Source organism: Alteromonas sp. 1_MG-2023 (assembly GCF_030547075.1).
Classification (GTDB): domain Bacteria; phylum Pseudomonadota; class Gammaproteobacteria; order Enterobacterales; family Alteromonadaceae; genus Alteromonas.
Window position 1 is genome coordinate 23,188 of record NZ_JAUOQH010000007.1, and the last position, 16,764, is coordinate 39,951.

Consider the following 16,764-nt stretch of genomic DNA (forward strand, 5'->3'; position numbering starts at 1 on the left):
ACGATATATCGGGTTATAACATTTTTATTACAAAGATGAATTTATTAGTTTAACATTATGAAATTATTGATAATTTTAAACAATATGCTAAATCTTTGTTATACCCCTAATTTTAGCGTTTGATTTTACATATCAATATAGGTATTTTGTACGCCCCGCAAAGCAATAATGCATAAAAATGCGGAACACGACTGGAATCCTCTAATAATAAATAACGACAAGAAAAGGCGCATAGAGCGGTAATAGTGCCAGCTCGACAAAAGACGTCTGAACAATGTTGTGATACGCAATACCTAGGCGCATCTACACGCAACGCACACCTTGCCCCAGTCAAAGGTTGAAGGAGTTAAGAGATGAGTTTATACAACCCCAACGATTCCCGGGATAACTGTGGATTTGGCTTAATCGCCCATACCCACGGAGAAGCTAGCCACACGCTAGTAGAAACTGCTATTCACGGTTTAGACCGTATGCAGCATCGAGGCGGTATTGCCGCTGACGGGAAAACCGGAGACGGCTGTGGTTTATTACTACAGAAACCGGATGCGTTCTTCCATACTATCGCCGCAGAAAATGGCTGGAAACTCAGCAAAAAATACGGCGTTGGCATGATCTTTCTAAGCCAGGACCAGGCCCTTGCGCAAACTGCGCGCGAGGTATTGAATGAAGAACTCGAAAAAGAAACCCTTAGTGTTGTTGGCTGGCGCGAAGTGCCTGTCGATCGCTCTGTACTGGGTGAACTTGCTCTTACCGGCGTGCCACAAATAGAACAAGTATTTGTGAATGCACCAGCAGGTTGGCGCAAGCGCGATCTTGAACGCCGCCTTTATATGGTGCGTCGACGTGCTGAAAAGCGCCTTGAAAGCGATCCAGATTTTTACGTTGCCTGCCTATCTGGTTTGGTAACTATATATAAAGGCTTGGTAATGCCGAAAGACTTACCAGCCTTCTATTTAGATTTAGCCGACGAGCGTTTAAAAAGTGCTATCTGTGTATTCCACCAGCGCTTTTCAACCAATACGCTTCCGCGTTGGCCGTTGGCTCAGCCGTTCCGCTTCTTGGCCCACAATGGTGAAATTAACACCATTAAAGGTAACCGAGATTGGGCAATGGCACGTGCATCTAAATTTGCTACGCCACTTATTCCTGATTTGAAAGAAGCAGCGCCTTTTGTTAATACCGAAGGTTCTGATTCATCGTCACTTGATAACATGCTTGAGGTATTTTTAGCCGGTGGTATGGATTTATTCCGTGCCATGCGCTTATTAGTGCCGCCTGCGTATCAAAACAACAAAACCATGGATAACGACCTACGTGCATTTTACGAGTTTAACTCAATGCACATGGAACCGTGGGATGGCCCTGCCGGTATCGTATTAACGAACGGCCGCCACGTGGCGTGTAACTTAGACCGTAATGGTCTTCGCCCTGCCCGCTACGTTATTACCAAAAATGGCTTCATTACCCTTGCCTCTGAAGTTGGCATCTGGGATTACAATGAAGCTGATGTTATTGAAAAGGGCCGTGTAGGCCCTGGTGAAATGCTAGCCGTTGATACCTACACAGGTAAAATCTGGCGCTCCACTGAAATTGATGAAGAGTTAAAAGCGCGTCACCCTTATAAAGAGTGGCTCGATAAACATATTCGTCATTTAACGCCTATTGAAGAGCTAGATGCTTCACTGATTGGCAAGCGCGTTTTTGATGACGACACCATTTCAGTATTCCATAAGCAGTTCAGCTATAGCTATGAAGAAATTCAACAAGTTATCAAGGTACTAGCGAAAGACGGTCAAGAAGCCGTAGGTTCTATGGGTGATGATACGCCAATGGCGGTCATGTCTTCACGCCAGCGCACCGTTTACGATTACTTCCGTCAGCAGTTTGCACAGGTAACTAACCCGCCTATCGATCCGTTACGTGAAAATCATGTAATGTCGTTAGCGACTTGTATTGGCCGCGAGCAAAACGTATTTAGCGAAACATCAGGTTATGCCGACCGCGTATTGTTTAACTCGCCAATACTTATGTATACCGACTTAAAACAGCTACGTGAATTTAACCCTGATAACTACTATTCAGAAGTGGTTGAACTTCAGTACCAACCGCAAGAAGGCTTGAAGAAAGCCATCGAGCGTATTTGTAACGAAGTAGAGCACTTAGTTAAGCAAAAGCGTGCGGCGTTCGTGATTTTATCCGACCGCAATATCAGACAAAACCGCTTACCTATTCCAGCTGCTATGGCCGTTGGTGCAGTACAGCGCCGTCTAGTTGATAAATCACTACGTTGCGACGCGAACGTAGTTATTGAAACCGCCAGTGCCCGTGACCCACATCACTTTGCCGTACTCATAGGTTTAGGTGCTACCGCGGTGTATCCGTTCTTAGCGTATGAAACCATTGAGCAGCTTTGTGAAAAAGGCGAACTCGACATTTCACCTATGCAAGCCACGTTGAACTACCGTAAAGGTATTAACAAAGGCTTGTACAAAATAATGTCGAAAATGGGTATCAGTACTGTAGCGAGCTACCGTAGTTCGAAACTATTCGAAGCTATCGGTATTAACGATGCGGTGATGGAACTGTGCTTCAGAGGTGTTGCTTCGCGCCTGCAAGGTGCCGATTTCGACGACTTCCAACAAGATACGGTTAACTTAAACCGTGTTGCTTGGTTGAAACGTAAACCTGTAGATCATGGTGGTTTGCTTAAGTATGTACACGGCGGCGAATACCATGCGTATAACCCAGATGTAGTCAGCACACTGCAAAAAGCAGTAATGAGCGGCGAATACAGCGATTACCAGCAGTATGCGAAACTGGTTAACGAGCGCTCTCCCGCGCACATTCGTGACTTGCTAGCACTCGACCCACAAAGCGAGCCTGTTGATATTAGCGAAGTAGAAAGCGCGCAGAACTTGTTCCCGCGTTTCGATACTGCCGCTATGTCCATTGGTGCATTGAGCCCTGAGGCGCATGAAGCCTTGGCAATTGCTATGAACCGCTTAGGTGGGCAATCGAACTCAGGTGAAGGTGGTGAACATCCGTCACGCTTTGGGACTGAAAAGAACTCGAAGATTAAGCAGGTTGCTTCTGGTCGCTTTGGTGTAACACCGCATTACCTTGTGAATGCGAGTGTTATTCAAATTAAAGTGGCTCAGGGCGCAAAACCTGGTGAAGGTGGTCAGTTACCTGGCGACAAAGTGAATAAGTACATTGCCCAGCTGCGCTTCTCAGTGCCTGGTGTAACCCTTATTTCGCCTCCACCGCATCACGATATTTATTCAATTGAAGATTTAGCTCAGCTTATTTTCGATTTGAAACAGGTGAACCCAACTGCACTGATTTCAGTGAAGTTAGTGTCTGAACCTGGTGTAGGTACTATTGCTACGGGTGTAGCAAAAGCCTATGCAGACCTTATTACGATATCAGGCTACGACGGCGGAACTGCGGCAAGCCCACTAACGTCGGTTAAATACGCAGGAAGCCCGTTCGAATTAGGTTTATCTGAAACTCAACAAGCGCTAATTGAAAACGGCCTTCGCCATAAAGTACGCGTGCAAACTGACGGCGGCCTTAAAACAGGCTTAGACGTTGTGAAAGCGGGTATATTGGGTGCAGAAAGCTTCGGTTTTGGCACCGGTCCTATGGTGGCATTAGGGTGTAAATACTTACGTATTTGTCACTTGAACAACTGTGCAACCGGCGTTGCAACACAAGATCAAAAGCTTCGTGACGACCACTTTATTGGCTTACCTGACATGGTAATGAACTACTTTAAGTTTATTGCTCAGGAAGTACGTGAAATTATGGCCGCCCTTGGCGTGACTAAGTTTGACGACCTTGTTGGCCGTACTGAGCTACTTAAAGTGATCAATGGCATGACTGCGAAACAAAATCGCCTTGATTTAACGCCATTGTTGGTAAGACCGAAAGCCGGTGAACATACCCACCTGTTCAGTTCTCAGGCGACTAATGAGCCGGTTGATAAAGGTGTGCTTAACGCACAAATGCTTAAAGATGCACAGCAAGCGGTTATCGACAGCAAATCAATTAATTTGAAATACCCTGTTCGCAACACGGACCGTTCTGTAGGCGCGCTTTTATCAGGCGAAATTGCTAAGCACCACGGTAACCATGACTTTGAAGATACACCGATTAAAGTGAATCTTACCGGTACTGCCGGCCAAAGTTTTGGTGTGTGGAACGCTGGCGGTTTGCACATGCATCTTGAAGGCGACGCAAACGATTACGTAGGTAAAGGAATGACTGGCGGTAAGCTTGTTATTCATCCACCAAGAAACATGACTTACGATGCGCATGAAAGTGCCATTATGGGTAATACGTGCTTATACGGTGCTACTGGCGGTAAATTATTTGCTGCAGGCTGTGCCGGTGAACGTTTTGGTGTACGTAACTCTGGCGCTATTGCGGTAGTTGAAGGTATTGGTGACAACGGTTGTGAATACATGACCGGTGGTATTGTTGCTGTACTTGGCCCAGTAGGTGTTAACTTCGGTGCCGGTATGACAGGTGGTTTTGCGTACCTTATGGACGACAACGACGACCTCGATAACCGTGTAAACCAAGATCTTATTGAGATTATGCCTGTTGACGGTAAAGCGATTTTAGTAGAGCACTTACGTGGTCTTATTAATCAGCATTACGAAGAAACTGGCAGCGACCATTCGTTAGGCTTGCTAACCGATTTCGCAGCAACGCTGAAACGCTTCAAGCTTATTAAGCCGAAGACCAGTGATGTGAAGAACCTATTAGGTCACATCAGTCGTTCAAGCGCTGAATTGCGCATTCAGGCTCAGTAGGAGGAGAAAAGTTTATGGCAAAGAACGTATACCAGTTTGTCGATGTTGAACGTATCGATCCGCCGAAAAAGCCGATCATGGTGCGTAAACACGAGTTCGCTGAAATTTATCAGCCGTTAAGTCAATCACAAACCGAAGGCCAAGCAGATCGCTGCTTGGACTGCGGTAACCCGTATTGCGAATGGAAGTGCCCAGTACACAACTACATTCCTCAATGGTTAGACCTTGCCAATGAAGGTCGTATTATTGAGGCGGCTGAGTTGTCGCACAAAACCAATAGCTTGCCAGAAGTATGTGGCCGCGTTTGTCCTCAAGACAGACTATGCGAAGGGGCATGTACCCTAAACGACGACTTTGGTGCGGTTACCATTGGTAGTATTGAAAAATACATTACCGATACTGCGTTTAAAATGGGCTGGCGCCCAGATATGTCTGACGTAGTTTGGACAGATAAGAAAGTCGCTATTGTAGGTGCCGGCCCTGCCGGATTAGCTTGTGCCGACATTCTTGTTCGTAACGGTGTGAAGCCAGTGGTATTCGACAAGTACGAAGAAATTGGCGGCTTGCTAACCTTTGGTATTCCGTCGTTTAAGCTTGAAAAAGATGTTATTAAGCTTCGCCGCGAAATCTTTACCGACATGGGTGTTGAGTTTGTACTTAAGACTGAAATTGGTAAAGACATTGAAATGCAAACCCTGCTAGATGACTACGACGCCGTGTTCTTAGGCATGGGTACGTATAAATCGATGCAAGGTGGCTTTGAAAATGAACATGTGCACGGTGTTCACGATGCCCTGCCTTTCCTTATCTCAAACACAAACCGCGTGATGGGTCTTGAAAAAGACGAAGCCGACTTTGTTGATATGAAAGGTAAACGCGTAGTGGTACTTGGTGGTGGTGATACCACAATGGACTGCGTACGTACGTCTATTCGCCAAGAAGCCGACCGCGTAGTGTGTGCATATCGTCGTGACGAAGAAAGTATGCCGGGTTCTCGCCGAGAAGTGGTTAACGCAAAAGAAGAAGGGGTTGAATTCATGTTCAACATTCAACCTTTAGACATTGCTGTTGATAGCGAAGGCAAAGCTTGCGGTGTTAAATTCGTGAAAACCGAAATGGGCCCACCGGATATTAACGGACGTCGTCGTCCAGTTGAAATTGAAGGTTCTGAGCACGTGGTTGAAGCAGATGCAATTATTATCGCGTTTGGTTTCCAGCCTAGCCCTGCCCCTTGGTTTGCTGAGTTTGGCATTATGCTAGACGAAAAAGGCCGCGTACGCGCTCCTGCTGCCGGTAAATATGCTTTCCAAACCTCACACCCGCAAATTTTTGCAGGCGGTGATATGGTTCGTGGTAGTGACCTTGTGGTTACCGCTATCGACGAAGGCAGAAAAGCCGCTGACGGTATTATGGATTTCATTGGCGTTTAATATTTACGTGTAAAAACAGCACGTTGATGATACCCAAGGCTATAGCTGTATTTAGCCTATATAAAAGCTCGCTCCGGCGAGCTTTTTTGTGGGTGCAAATAATGGGGTCAGAGTACTTTTTAGGAAAAATTAACTCTGACCCCATTATTCGAGCTCTGTAAAAACAAAGCTCCGCACTAGCTAGGCTTTGGATTCAAATTAAAAAGTTACTCCGTTAACCGAAATATCTTCATAGCCGTTAACAACTATTCTAAATTGTTGCTGTCCAGAAGTATCAACTAAGTCAAAGCCATTTTGTGAATTTAAATTGAGCCTTATAGACTGATTAGTTTTCAACCCCAAGATCACCACAGGCTCACCAATATCCAAGCTTGCGATAGAAATCACGTAATCTGGAGGAGTACTACTTAATGTTAATTCTCCATCTAATTTATAGAGTTTAACTCTAGCCAACTCATTGTCTAGATGCGTGCCAACTTCGGATAATGCAACAAAAGCATTGTTTGATAGGCATTCATATCTAGCAACAGTGCTAAGTTGATCACTCCCTAAACATTTTGAATTAGCTTGAGTGCAAGCTGAAATTAAAAGCAAACTCAGTGCGATAATTATTCTCATTGCTGCCCCGATACGTGTATGTGATTTCTATGTTTTCTAACAACATTTCTGTTGTAAGCCCTGCTTCCCCAAGGAGTTTTCGCAGTAGAATTAGGGTTTGCTCTATTTACAGTTGTTCCATTAGCTCCTGTAACTTCAACTCTAGAAGGGCCATAGTTCTCTCGGATATTTCCTTGATTTGCGAAAGCATCTTGTAGATCTTGAACTCCCTGACCATTTTGGTCAACAGGTTGTCCATTGACAGAGTTGATGTCTGCCGCTTGCCCATTTCCATGCCTAGGGGAACTTCTGTTTACTCCTACACTCCCTGAAGTACTATTTATATTAACACTATCAACTCCCGAATCCCTCACAGCGTTTTCTATCATAGTAGCTGTCTCAGTAGTGAAGTCATTTGGAGGAGCTGGTGCTCCGCTTACATCGTTTACAAATGTAATATTAGTTTTTCCATCACCATTAACGTCCGTATCTACTGATGATCTACTGCAATCTTTATTTAAGCACGTAGTCATGCCTGTAGGGTCTGTAGCATTAATAGGATCATTACCCACATAAGCATAAAGATTCATCTGATCCTCATAACCCACAGGGTCAGTCTGAAGAAAACGGCCTAGCTTTGGATGATAAATCCGTGCTTTGTAGTAGAGTAATCGGATTCACAAGCCATGCTGTTATCTTGCAGAAAGGCTTTGATATTTAGGAGGGGTGCATCCCAGCAGTTTTTAAAAGAGCAGCTTACTTCCTCGTAAGCGATATCCTTCGTTGATTCTATGCGGCAATGCTGGATAAATCTAGCTGGTTTGAATCAATTCGTGTTTCATGCCAGTCAGCTTAATAGACGTTCTTTCCTACTCGCTGCTGTGTGAGATTGCCTGAGCAAATATTGCCTCAAGAAGAGACAAGTCTAAATTTACGCCTGCTATATTGGCATCTATCCAGTCTTGCTGGGGTATTCGAGGCCATGACACATCATAACCCAAGGTGAATAGCATTTCCTCGAAGAAGAAGCGCTGAACTCGGCCATTTCCTTCTCTGAATGGGTGGAGTAAGTTTATCTCACAAAATAAGTCAGCCACTTTGGATATTAAGGCTTCTTCAGTTTCCACATGTGCAAGAGTTGGGATAGTGTTAAATAATTTATTGGCTTCTGGCTCAATGCGTGACCATGTACAGAACCGCGTGCCGCCTTTCGAAATATCAACATCTCTTAACTGACCTGCCCAATCATAGACATCCTGAAAGAGGTGATAGTGGAGCTGTTTTAGATGCTCCAGCGTAAAATCAGCTATTGTTAGCTTGGGGGCTTCGTAGGTTCTGTAACGCTCAGCAGTGAACTCAGCTTCGGCTTCTGCTAATAACACCGCGTCGCGTATATCAAGGTGATTGATAAGAACGTCAGAATCGGGGTAACAGTATCTATCCTGTGTTACCCCGTACTTATCGAGCATACTTCCGTTTTAAGTCGGTAATACTTTTACGCTCATTACTTTTTTTGAGCGCAAGCCCTTCATAGCTCAGGCTTACTTCGAAGTTATCCATATTCGGGGTAAACCGACCTTTTTGGCTATTGCCAGTCTTTGCAACGGTGTTTTTCATATACCCTCCAGTGTTGCTACGATTTTACCTTAACATGCAAGAAATAGCCATTATGCCCTACCTGAACAATCTCTTATCGCTTAACGCGGACGGATGTGTCTTGTTGTACACATCGCGATGCTTGGAGCGTGAAACAAAGGTGTAGATTTGTGCGCTGACAATGTCAGCATGGCCCAGCATTTCTTGCACATACCGGATGTCAGCGCCGTTATCCAGCATGATAGTGGCTGCTGCATGGCGAAACAGGTGACACTTGAAGCGCTAGAAGCAGAAATAGCCGACCTGACCGATGACCCTGTGCTCAGAGAAGAATGGCTTAATACCACCGTCCCCATTCTGGGATCAAAAACGCCTCAGAGCTACTTCAACACCCCCTCGGATAGAGCGAGGCTTTGGATTCAAATAAACAGGTGACTTTCACACCTTTAGTTGTTCCTGCTGAGTTTATTAGACACTCAGTAAAGTATCCAAAAAAGCGACTTGTTCATGTTTTTCCTTGCGAAGTTCAAAAAGTCCGTTTACTTTTTTATGTTGGCACGTCCCATTTTCATTGCAAAACTCAAAACTGGCATAAAAATAATAACTCTCTCTGAGAAGATCTAAACCATCGAAAACAATGGCCGCGTAATTGCCTTCGTTTATATTGCTATCAGAGAATAGAAAGCTATTTTCTCGCATTAAACTGAAAGTTGCTTCACTATCGCCAGATCGAAATATCAATGAATGCAATTTAACTGAATCAAAATTATGATAATGATCTTGTATTTCAATTTTCAGATAATAAGGACTTCCTGTAATTATTAAACCATTTTTTTCTTGATGCGAACCGCGCAACTTCAATCCTATAGAAACTTCGTCCATTGTGGTATTAAATTCAGAGTAGACAAATTTCTCGTACTCATTTTTCTTAACGAAAAAAGTTAGAATAAAAATAGCTAGTACTATCGAAAAAATTGTAAATACTATGTACTTGGCTGTCATGAAAACTATTCCTCAAAAAGGGAATCAATTGCTAGTTTAATCCTGCTTCCAATAGTCGTAGGGTCTTTAGGTCCATTTCCATATAGAAAATAAGGAACTACATCTTTACCACCATGCTCAAGCGGATGATTTATAGGATATGCAAAGTTGTACGTCCCTTTGTTTAAATCATCGTTAACTAGATTACCTTCACCATCATAAACAGCCTCGTGACGCCCGTCTTCAGAAATATACTTTTTGTTTTGCTCTCCACCTTCACCTTGCATATGAAAAACACTTTTAGACTTTTCAAGTTGTTCAAAACCTAATTCACTACTTTTTGCTTCAGACTCAGTATCAGGCGAATTGTTATTGTTGTTTTCATTTCTATCCCAATGCGCTTGTCTCCATTCAGCTTCTTTCTTCGCGACTATATTTCCAGCGACACGAGAAAACTTACCTGTTGGATCAGTCTTATTTATCGGATCATTACCCACATAAGCATAAAGATTCATCTGATCCTCATAACCCACAGGGTCAGTCTGAAGAAAACGGCCTAGCTTTGGATGATAAATCCGTGCTTTGTAGTAACACCAATCAACCTTAGAAAAGTGATTGTAGCCAGTGTATCTCAACCTTCAAACAAATCCGCTCAAAGCACCTTTCCCTACAACATATTTTGTAACAACCTACTGCTAGCTTTCTACAACCACAAATGTATAGTATATTTAACATTGAGTTAAAAATTACGCACACAAAGTAAAATTTAACAAGCACAAATAGGTTTGGAGAAAGATAATGATTTCGTTTAGAGAGAAAAGTTTGTGGGTGTCTTTATTGGTATCTGCGGTGATCGCCTCTATTTATGGAGATAGTGTTTATACACTTATGTTTTTGCAACCAAATACAAGCCAAGATGACACCACTGCCCTCATCATGCGAATTACTATTGCCTTCATTATCTTAGAGGTAGCTTTACATATTGCGTTAGCCATGAGTCAGCAAGAAGATGCCAATGCCCCTGAAGATGAACGAGAGCGCAACCACCGACTCACCGCAAACAATGCAGGATACTGGGTATTGTCGATTGGTATTGTAAGTTGCGTGATACAGCAAATGATCAACAGCAACATTGATTTTGAGGCACAAAATAGCTACACCAACTATGCCCTTGCGCCAATTGAGTTAAAGCTGGTACTGATTTTTTGGCTATCGGAAGTCGTCCGCTTTGGTACTGAAATTTATTACTGCCGGAAAGAAAGCTAATGGCTGAGCATTACTCAATAACCAACAATATAAGAACCTTACGGTTTCTTGCCGATGAAATGACCCAGCAAGAGCTTGCATCAAAAGTGGGTGTTACGCGCCAAACTATAATGGCGATAGAAAAAGGAAAGTATTCACCATCTCTTGAAGTCGCATTTAAAATTGCACTTGTTTTCAATTTACCTTTTGATGAAGTATTTCAGTATGCGAAACATGATGAGTGACTTTCTAGCCGGCTTTACTCATCAAAACGTTAAGCCTTATACCCATCATGACGCGAACATACCTTGTGCAATCATTTACCTATTGCTCTTAGGTAGTTAGCCCATTATTATCGATACAAAGGGTAACGATAGGTTAATAACAATAATGATAAGCGGTTTACGTAACAACATGAGCAAATTCTTACTTAGCAATACTATTTTAGGTGCTGCTGTTTTTGGCATGTCTGGTTTGGCATTGGCCGATACTATAGACACAACAAACACCATAGATGCACCTACCACTCAGTCTTGCCCTGCTACCTTTTTTGACGTCTCTCTTATGTCCAACGCTAGGCAGTGTCAGCAATTCGACGATAGCTTGCCTGCAAGCATGGTGTATTTCACTAAACAAAAACCTGACGATGTTATCGCTTTCTACCAAAATGCGTACCCGCAATTTGTGAGAAAAACACCTGTGAACCAGCGTACTATGCTGGCTTCAACTGATGACTCGATTCGTATTGTCGTGTCTCCGGACAATATGGGCACCCAAGTCGACGTACTTATCATCAGTAAGGAATAACCTACTAATTAGGTTTATTCCCGCCAAACATCCTTCCTCGTTCAATGTGGCACTGCCTTTGCAATTTCAGTAAAGAACCACAGTGGTGTCAAAGAAAGCGTCATTTTTATGACGCGCATTACACGTTGATATGCGAGGATTACGATGGAACTGGCAATTATTTTAATGATGTTACTTATTGTGGTGGCATTAGGCGCCATAAAATTATCAGATAGCGGTGTAGCATTTCCCTTTCGCCGAAAGCCGCAACTTTTCACTCCTGTAGAGCACTCATTTTTAAACCTTATTGAACAAGCAATGGGGCGAGAATTTCGCATCATTTGCCGTGTACGCTTAAGCGACATAGTGTCCGTTCGCCACTCAACTAACAAGAAAACAGCCAGTCAGGCTATTTCTAGAGCTTCATCTCGCCAGCTTGATTTTATTTTGGTGGATAAGCAAGACATGAGCCCAATTTTGGCTATCGACCTTGTGCACAACCAGGGCAAAGACGGCTATAAAACACAGCGAGATTGGTTTGTTTCTGGCGCATTAGACGCGGCCGGTGTGCCTCATGTTCGCATTAAAGTTAAGTCGGGTTATACCGTAGAAGATATTCGCGAATGTCTAGAAAACAAGCTGGTTCCTTACCGTCGAATTCAACAAAAAATGTCGCAGCTTCCTACGCACAACCCTGAGCCGACTAAGCGCCCTACTCGCCCAGTGAGATCAAGTCGCGCGGCGGCTGCATAAATTATTAGTGTTTCCCCCTAGCCTTTGTTGCGCTCCATTATTGCTGTAATAGCAGGTGACAAAGGCTTTTTCCTGTCAGTTTTCCCCATTTCCTTATACAATTCGTTATCATATCAATAGCAGTTTCTGCTTCCCCCACTTTTGACTAAATTGGTAGCTACATGAAAAAAATTGGCATTCTAGGCGCAATGGACGAAGAAGTTGCGTTACTCAAAGCGTCACTTTGGGACGTGAAAGAAACAAAATACAAACACCTTACGTTTTACGAAGGCACTCTGAATGATATTGATGTAGTGCTGGTTAAATGTGGAATAGGCAAAGTTGCAGCAGCACTTGCTACTACAGTACTGATTGAACAGTACGCCCCAGATGCCGTGGTAAACACGGGTTCGGCAGGCGGTTTTGATAAGAGCTTGAACATTGGTGATTTAGTGATTGCCACACATGTTATTCATCACGATGTTGATTTAACCCACTTCGGTTACAAGTTAGGCCAATGTGCTGGCATGCCTGAAGATTACCGCTGTGACAACATTCTGATTGATGCCGCTAAAAAAGCAGCCGACGAATTGGAAAATATTCAATCTACTAGTGGCCTAATTTGTACTGGCGATTCGTTTATAGGTAGCGACGAAGCCGTAGAAGATTTACGTGAAAGTTTCCCCGATATGAAAGCGGTTGAAATGGAAGGTGCTGCCATAGCACAAACCTGTCATATGCTTGACGTTCCGTTTTTAGTCATACGTTCGTTGTCTGATATAGCAGGCAAAACGTCTACTGTGAGTTTTAAAGAATATTTAGATACTGCAGCGAAGCATTCAGCGCAACTTGTTATGGCGATGATTAAAGCGCTGGCGTAGTCGTAAATGGAAGCATTGCTGACCCAATCAGCCTATCAGTCTGTGCTGGTACTATGGTTGGCAGTTGTTTTAGATGCCCTTTGGCGGTGGCCGCTTAGCAGCCACCCGCTTACTCTCATGCGCTATCTTATTAGGCAAATGGGTTTCAAAGTTTTGCCTTCGCTGAAGTACTCTCCCTCACAACATTATATTTCTGGCTCTTTAGCTGCCATTGTGTTGTTAGCTCCTTTAATAGTCTGCCTAGCCATACTGATTTACATGGCCCAATATCCTGCGTTTTTTGAAGCCGTGATCATGGTTGCTTTGCTCGACTTTGCCTATCAGCGCCATCAATTCAGTAAGATACTGAATACGGTAGGTAAGAATAAAAAAGTACTTACCAGAGAAACCGTTGATACCATAGTTGCCCGTGAATGCACTCAGCTAACCGATGTAGGTATTGCGAAAGCGGCTATTGAATCGTTATGGCTTAAATTTTTATATCTTTATTGCGGTGTTATTTTTTACTTTATGTTGGCAGGCCCAATTGGCGCGCTCACTTATCGCTTGTTATTGCTCACATCATGGCAATGGCACTATCGAAATCCTAAAATGGTGCATTTTGCTAAACCGGTTCGAAAGTGTGTTGCTTTATTGGTTGTGCCACCTGCGTTGCTAGGTTGTGCTGCCGTATTGCTTTTTACTCACCCTATAAAGGGCCTTCGAGCGGTAAAGCAAAGTAAAGCCAGAGATAAAACTTCGTTATTATTGGCATTGTTTGGCGGAATTCAAAATATTCAGTTAGGCGGGCCTGCTTATTATCATGGAAGAAAGTACCGTTACCCACGAGTGGGTGGTGCCCAGCAGGTGAAGTATTCAGATATGATCCGCAGTAAGCGCACTATATTAGGCGCCATGGCGGTGGTAACCGCCATCGCCAGCGTATGTTTGTTATTGGTGGCAGTACAAACACAAACATTTAGTGAGGTGTTCTAGGGTGAAAAGTGTATTTCCTATTTTGTCATTAGGGGCTTTGCTAACGCGATGCAGACTATCAGTTATCGCATTGCTGAAAGGCATGGTTACCCTAAATTTGTATAACACGCGCATGCATAAGAAAAGCGGGCTGATAGTTTCTATATTGCTACTAGCATTTACACCTTATTCAACTACAGCTACTGAGCGAGTAGACGTAAAAGCAAACGTGCAATTAAAGCAAGAATTTAGCAAGCAAGCCCAACTTCAACAAACCAGTGCAATTCAAGCTGGCGTAAATCAAACTAGCGCAAACCAAGCTAGCGAGCCCGCCACGCGTATCATCACCCTTGCCCCGCACCTAACTGAATGGGTTTATAGCCTTGGTTTAGAGGCTCATCTAATTGGGGTTAGCGACTACAGTAACTTTCCTCAAGCAGCTCAATTGCTGCCTACCGTGGCCGACTATCAGGGTGCAGATTTATCTCAAATAATGACGTTGCAGCCTACTTTAATATTAGCGTGGGAAGGGGGCAATAAGCCGCAAGACTTACATCGATTAGAAAGCTTAGGGTACGACGTTTTTCGGGCCAAAATCACTGAAATAGAAGATATTGGAAGCGAGTTAATCAGGTTAGGTAAGCTCACCAATACCGAAGAAAAAGCCAATGCACTTGCTACCGCTTTTTTAAATGAGCTAACTGTATTAAGAGCTGAGTATGCCACTTCACCTTATAACAAGGTATTTTACTATTCTTGGTCTTCGCCATTAATGACCATCGGCGAAAATGCGTGGCCCAATAAGCTACTTAATGTCTGTGGTTCGCAAACACTGTTTAACGATAGCCCCGTAGATTACCCACAGGTTTCGGTGCAAGAAGTGCTTGCTAGGCAACCTGCGGCGCTTGTAGCTGCAAGCAATCAGCCCACTTCTAACCTTGAGCAGTTTTGGGCTCCCCACCGCAACTTCTTATCTGCCCCTCTAATAGCCGTTAACCCAGATGTTACCAGCAGGTTCTCGCTGCGGTTAATTAATGAACTAAAAACACTTTGTAAGGGTATTAACTAAAACACCCACAAGGTATAATAACGCCTCGCTTTTTTCTTAAGGTTTTTCATGCGAATTGTTTTGGCCTCTTTTCTTTGCGTTGCTGCAATCACGCTATTTGTGTCGATGCAATGTACTGCAAAAGCAACCTATCAATCATCGGTTGCGGCTTCCCCATACCTAATTGAACGGGTGAAAAACAATGACTGGATGCTGATAGACGTTCGTTCTCCCAGCGATTTTGCTGATGGGCACATTCCAGGTGCCATCAATATGCCACAGGAAAACATCAATGATTACCTTACTGAGCTAGAAGGCCATAAAGACAAGCCCATCATTATTTATTGCCAGTCTGGAAAACAGGCGAAGCTTGCCATGAAGTTTCTGCAAGACTTAGACTTTTCTGAGGTCATGCACTTAGAGGGTGATATGTTGGGCTGGAATGCTTCTCAAATGCCTATCGACAGAATGTAGCGTTTCATATTTGGCTATTGATTCTCGAACCAATAATACTTAATTAATTAGTTTCAACTTAATTTGGCTTAGATACTCACCTTTAAATACAGACCCACATGATAGTAAGCAAATTCCAGCGTTAAGAGAATTGCTTCTAAATATTAGCCTTGGGCAACCCACTCGCCATCGCACATTTCCATCACGCACTATCAGACGACAACATCCCCACAGTTTTGCTACACTGACACCCATTCACTAAGGTGACAGATAATTCATGAAAATAGACCTCGCAACACCGGCTATGCTTTTTCCAGCAATCTCATTGCTTTTACTTGCTTATACCAATCGATTTTTAACCCTTGCTACGCTTATTCGTAACTTTTCCAAAGAAGAAAGAGACGACAATACATTAGCTCAGATTAAGAATTTAAGGCTGCGAATTCAGCTTATTAAGCGTATGCAAATTGCGGGGGTGGGCAGCTTCTTTTTATGTGTAGTGTCTATGCTGGCAATTTACCTTACCTATCAACAGGTGGGAAATTGGATTTTCGCATTAAGCTTAGTATCGCTTCTGTATTCACTTTGGATGTCGGTAAAAGAAATACTGATTTCGGTAGAAGCATTAGATTTTCATCTTGATGGCATGAAAGAGCAGCATGACAATACTAAACCCGAATAGCGTTAAGTACTTACCTTTAGCGCCCGAGCATTTTGAGGATGTTATACGCTTAGGTAATGAAGTTCAGGGCGAAAATTACCTAATGCCTGACACATTAAAGGCTATGTACGATAAAAGCTGGCACAACAATATTAATGCTAGCTTGGTCAGCTATTGTGGTAATGACATTGTTGGCTTTCGAATTACCTACGCTCATTCGCAGTGGCAATATGATAAATGGTGCAGCCCAGAACTTTGGCCGGTGGCACCCCAGAAAGTATGCTATTTCAAATGTAATACGGTATCGCCTGCTATGCAAGGAGCTGGCATTGGAAGTACCTTATTAGCGAAGTCGGTAAGCGCGGCTAAAGCACAAGGCGCTGAAGCAGGACTTGCCCATATTTGGCTTTCAAGCCCAGGTAATAGTGCGTTTAAATACTTTACTAAAAACGGTGGCGAACTCATTAAGAAACACCCAGACAAATGGCGCTATGAGTCAATCCACGAAGGCTACGACTGCCCAGTATGCCCTGAAACCTGCGAATGTGAAGGCGCAGAAATGTTACTGCGGTTTTCCTAA

19 protein-coding genes are annotated in these 16,764 nt (G+C 43.5%); 12 read left to right on the plus strand and 7 right to left on the minus strand.

The features are described 5' to 3' along the window. Positions 1-353: 353 nt before the first annotated feature. Positions 354-4,820 carry a glutamate synthase large subunit gene (gltB, locus tag Q4561_RS09180; protein WP_303459459.1) on the plus strand — a complete coding sequence of 1,489 codons (4,467 nt, stop codon included), beginning with the start codon at positions 354-356 and terminating at the stop codon, positions 4,818-4,820. A gap of 14 nt (positions 4,821-4,834) precedes the next feature. Continuing rightward, complete coding sequence (locus Q4561_RS09185) at positions 4,835-6,250, plus strand: FAD-dependent oxidoreductase (protein ID WP_303459461.1); 1,416 nt, start codon at positions 4,835-4,837, stop codon at positions 6,248-6,250. 198 nt (positions 6,251-6,448) lie between these two features. On the opposite strand, the gene Q4561_RS09190 is transcribed toward Q4561_RS09185, so the two are convergent. The 7 genes from Q4561_RS09190 to Q4561_RS09220 form a co-directional block, all read right to left on the minus strand. Next, a complete protein-coding gene (locus tag Q4561_RS09190; protein ID WP_303459464.1) occupies positions 6,449-6,868 on the minus strand; it encodes a hypothetical protein in 420 nt (139 codons plus the stop codon). After that, a complete protein-coding gene (locus Q4561_RS09195) occupies positions 6,865-7,524 on the minus strand; it encodes an RHS repeat-associated core domain-containing protein (protein WP_303459788.1) in 660 nt (219 codons plus the stop codon). Before Q4561_RS09195 ends, Q4561_RS09190 begins: the two co-directional genes overlap by 4 nt. Positions 7,525-7,716: 192 nt before the next feature. Continuing rightward, positions 7,717-8,316, minus strand: coding sequence for a Fic family protein (locus Q4561_RS09200; protein ID WP_303459465.1), 600 nt, complete (start codon positions 8,314-8,316; stop codon positions 7,717-7,719). Then, positions 8,306-8,464 (minus strand): hypothetical protein, encoded by a 159-nt coding sequence (locus tag Q4561_RS09205; RefSeq protein ID WP_202942542.1) that lies wholly within the window; start codon positions 8,462-8,464, stop codon positions 8,306-8,308. Before Q4561_RS09205 ends, Q4561_RS09200 begins: the two co-directional genes overlap by 11 nt. A gap of 57 nt (positions 8,465-8,521) precedes the next feature. Then, positions 8,522-8,710: a tyrosine-type recombinase/integrase gene (locus Q4561_RS09210; RefSeq protein WP_303459790.1), complete on the minus strand. Its 189-nt coding sequence runs from the start codon at positions 8,708-8,710 to the stop codon at positions 8,522-8,524. A gap of 201 nt (positions 8,711-8,911) precedes the next feature. Then, positions 8,912-9,445, minus strand: a complete 534-nt coding sequence (locus tag Q4561_RS09215) for a hypothetical protein (protein WP_303459468.1) — start codon at positions 9,443-9,445, stop codon at positions 8,912-8,914. Positions 9,446-9,450: 5 nt separating this feature from the next. After that, on the minus strand, positions 9,451-10,059 hold the full coding sequence (locus tag Q4561_RS09220; RefSeq protein ID WP_303459470.1) for an RHS repeat-associated core domain-containing protein: 609 nt from the start codon (positions 10,057-10,059) through the stop codon (positions 9,451-9,453). Positions 10,060-10,222: 163 nt separating this feature from the next. Here Q4561_RS09220 and Q4561_RS09225 point away from each other — a divergent pair, with 163 nt between their 5' ends. The 10 genes from Q4561_RS09225 (at position 10,223) to Q4561_RS09270 (ending at position 16,764) form a co-directional block, all read left to right on the plus strand. Then, entirely contained in the window at positions 10,223-10,690 is a 468-nt protein-coding gene (locus Q4561_RS09225; RefSeq protein WP_303459473.1) for a hypothetical protein, read from the plus strand. Next, on the plus strand, positions 10,690-10,914 hold the full coding sequence (locus Q4561_RS09230; RefSeq protein WP_303459476.1) for a helix-turn-helix transcriptional regulator: 225 nt from the start codon (positions 10,690-10,692) through the stop codon (positions 10,912-10,914). Before Q4561_RS09225 ends, Q4561_RS09230 begins: the two co-directional genes overlap by 1 nt. Before the next feature lie 169 nt (positions 10,915-11,083). Continuing rightward, the gene (locus tag Q4561_RS09235) at positions 11,084-11,476 is read left to right on the plus strand and encodes a hypothetical protein (protein ID WP_303459478.1); all 393 of its coding nucleotides are present in this window, start codon (positions 11,084-11,086) and stop codon (positions 11,474-11,476) included. Between the two features lie 144 nt (positions 11,477-11,620). After that, on the plus strand, positions 11,621-12,208 hold the full coding sequence (locus tag Q4561_RS09240) for a DUF2726 domain-containing protein (RefSeq protein ID WP_303459480.1): 588 nt from the start codon (positions 11,621-11,623) through the stop codon (positions 12,206-12,208). A 161-nt stretch (positions 12,209-12,369) separates the two neighbouring features. Further along, entirely contained in the window at positions 12,370-13,068 is a 699-nt protein-coding gene (locus tag Q4561_RS09245) for a 5'-methylthioadenosine/adenosylhomocysteine nucleosidase (protein ID WP_303459481.1), read from the plus strand. Between the two features lie 6 nt (positions 13,069-13,074). Beyond that, positions 13,075-14,043 (plus strand): cobalamin biosynthesis protein, encoded by a 969-nt coding sequence (locus tag Q4561_RS09250; protein ID WP_303459483.1) that lies wholly within the window; start codon positions 13,075-13,077, stop codon positions 14,041-14,043. A 1-nt stretch (position 14,044) separates the two neighbouring features. Then, the gene (locus Q4561_RS09255) at positions 14,045-15,091 is read left to right on the plus strand and encodes a cobalamin-binding protein (protein ID WP_303459484.1); all 1,047 of its coding nucleotides are present in this window, start codon (positions 14,045-14,047) and stop codon (positions 15,089-15,091) included. A gap of 48 nt (positions 15,092-15,139) precedes the next feature. Next, complete coding sequence (locus Q4561_RS09260) at positions 15,140-15,544, plus strand: rhodanese-like domain-containing protein (protein WP_303459486.1); 405 nt, start codon at positions 15,140-15,142, stop codon at positions 15,542-15,544. Between the two features lie 256 nt (positions 15,545-15,800). Continuing rightward, a complete protein-coding gene (locus Q4561_RS09265; RefSeq protein ID WP_303459489.1) occupies positions 15,801-16,205 on the plus strand; it encodes a DUF2721 domain-containing protein in 405 nt (134 codons plus the stop codon). Further along, a complete protein-coding gene (locus tag Q4561_RS09270) occupies positions 16,183-16,764 on the plus strand; it encodes a GNAT family N-acetyltransferase (protein ID WP_303459491.1) in 582 nt (193 codons plus the stop codon). The genes Q4561_RS09265 and Q4561_RS09270 overlap by 23 nt, the downstream gene beginning before the upstream one ends.

Coding starts and splice junctions, on each gene's coding strand:
- gltB (WP_303459459.1), top strand. CDS start 354: ATGAGTTTATACAACCCCAACGATTCCCGGGATAACTGTGGATTTGGC.
- Q4561_RS09185 (WP_303459461.1), top strand. CDS start 4,835: ATGGCAAAGAACGTATACCAGTTTGTCGATGTTGAACGTATCGATCCG.
- Q4561_RS09190 (WP_303459464.1), bottom strand. CDS start 6,868: ATGAGAATAATTATCGCACTGAGTTTGCTTTTAATTTCAGCTTGCACT.
- Q4561_RS09200 (WP_303459465.1), bottom strand. CDS start 8,316: ATGCTCGATAAGTACGGGGTAACACAGGATAGATACTGTTACCCCGAT.
- Q4561_RS09205 (WP_202942542.1), bottom strand. CDS start 8,464: ATGAAAAACACCGTTGCAAAGACTGGCAATAGCCAAAAAGGTCGGTTT.
- Q4561_RS09215 (WP_303459468.1), bottom strand. CDS start 9,445: ATGACAGCCAAGTACATAGTATTTACAATTTTTTCGATAGTACTAGCT.
- Q4561_RS09225 (WP_303459473.1), top strand. CDS start 10,223: ATGATTTCGTTTAGAGAGAAAAGTTTGTGGGTGTCTTTATTGGTATCT.
- Q4561_RS09230 (WP_303459476.1), top strand. CDS start 10,690: ATGGCTGAGCATTACTCAATAACCAACAATATAAGAACCTTACGGTTT.
- Q4561_RS09235 (WP_303459478.1), top strand. CDS start 11,084: ATGAGCAAATTCTTACTTAGCAATACTATTTTAGGTGCTGCTGTTTTT.
- Q4561_RS09240 (WP_303459480.1), top strand. CDS start 11,621: ATGGAACTGGCAATTATTTTAATGATGTTACTTATTGTGGTGGCATTA.
- Q4561_RS09245 (WP_303459481.1), top strand. CDS start 12,370: ATGAAAAAAATTGGCATTCTAGGCGCAATGGACGAAGAAGTTGCGTTA.
- Q4561_RS09250 (WP_303459483.1), top strand. CDS start 13,075: ATGGAAGCATTGCTGACCCAATCAGCCTATCAGTCTGTGCTGGTACTA.
- Q4561_RS09260 (WP_303459486.1), top strand. CDS start 15,140: ATGCGAATTGTTTTGGCCTCTTTTCTTTGCGTTGCTGCAATCACGCTA.
- Q4561_RS09265 (WP_303459489.1), top strand. CDS start 15,801: ATGAAAATAGACCTCGCAACACCGGCTATGCTTTTTCCAGCAATCTCA.
- Q4561_RS09270 (WP_303459491.1), top strand. CDS start 16,183: ATGACAATACTAAACCCGAATAGCGTTAAGTACTTACCTTTAGCGCCC.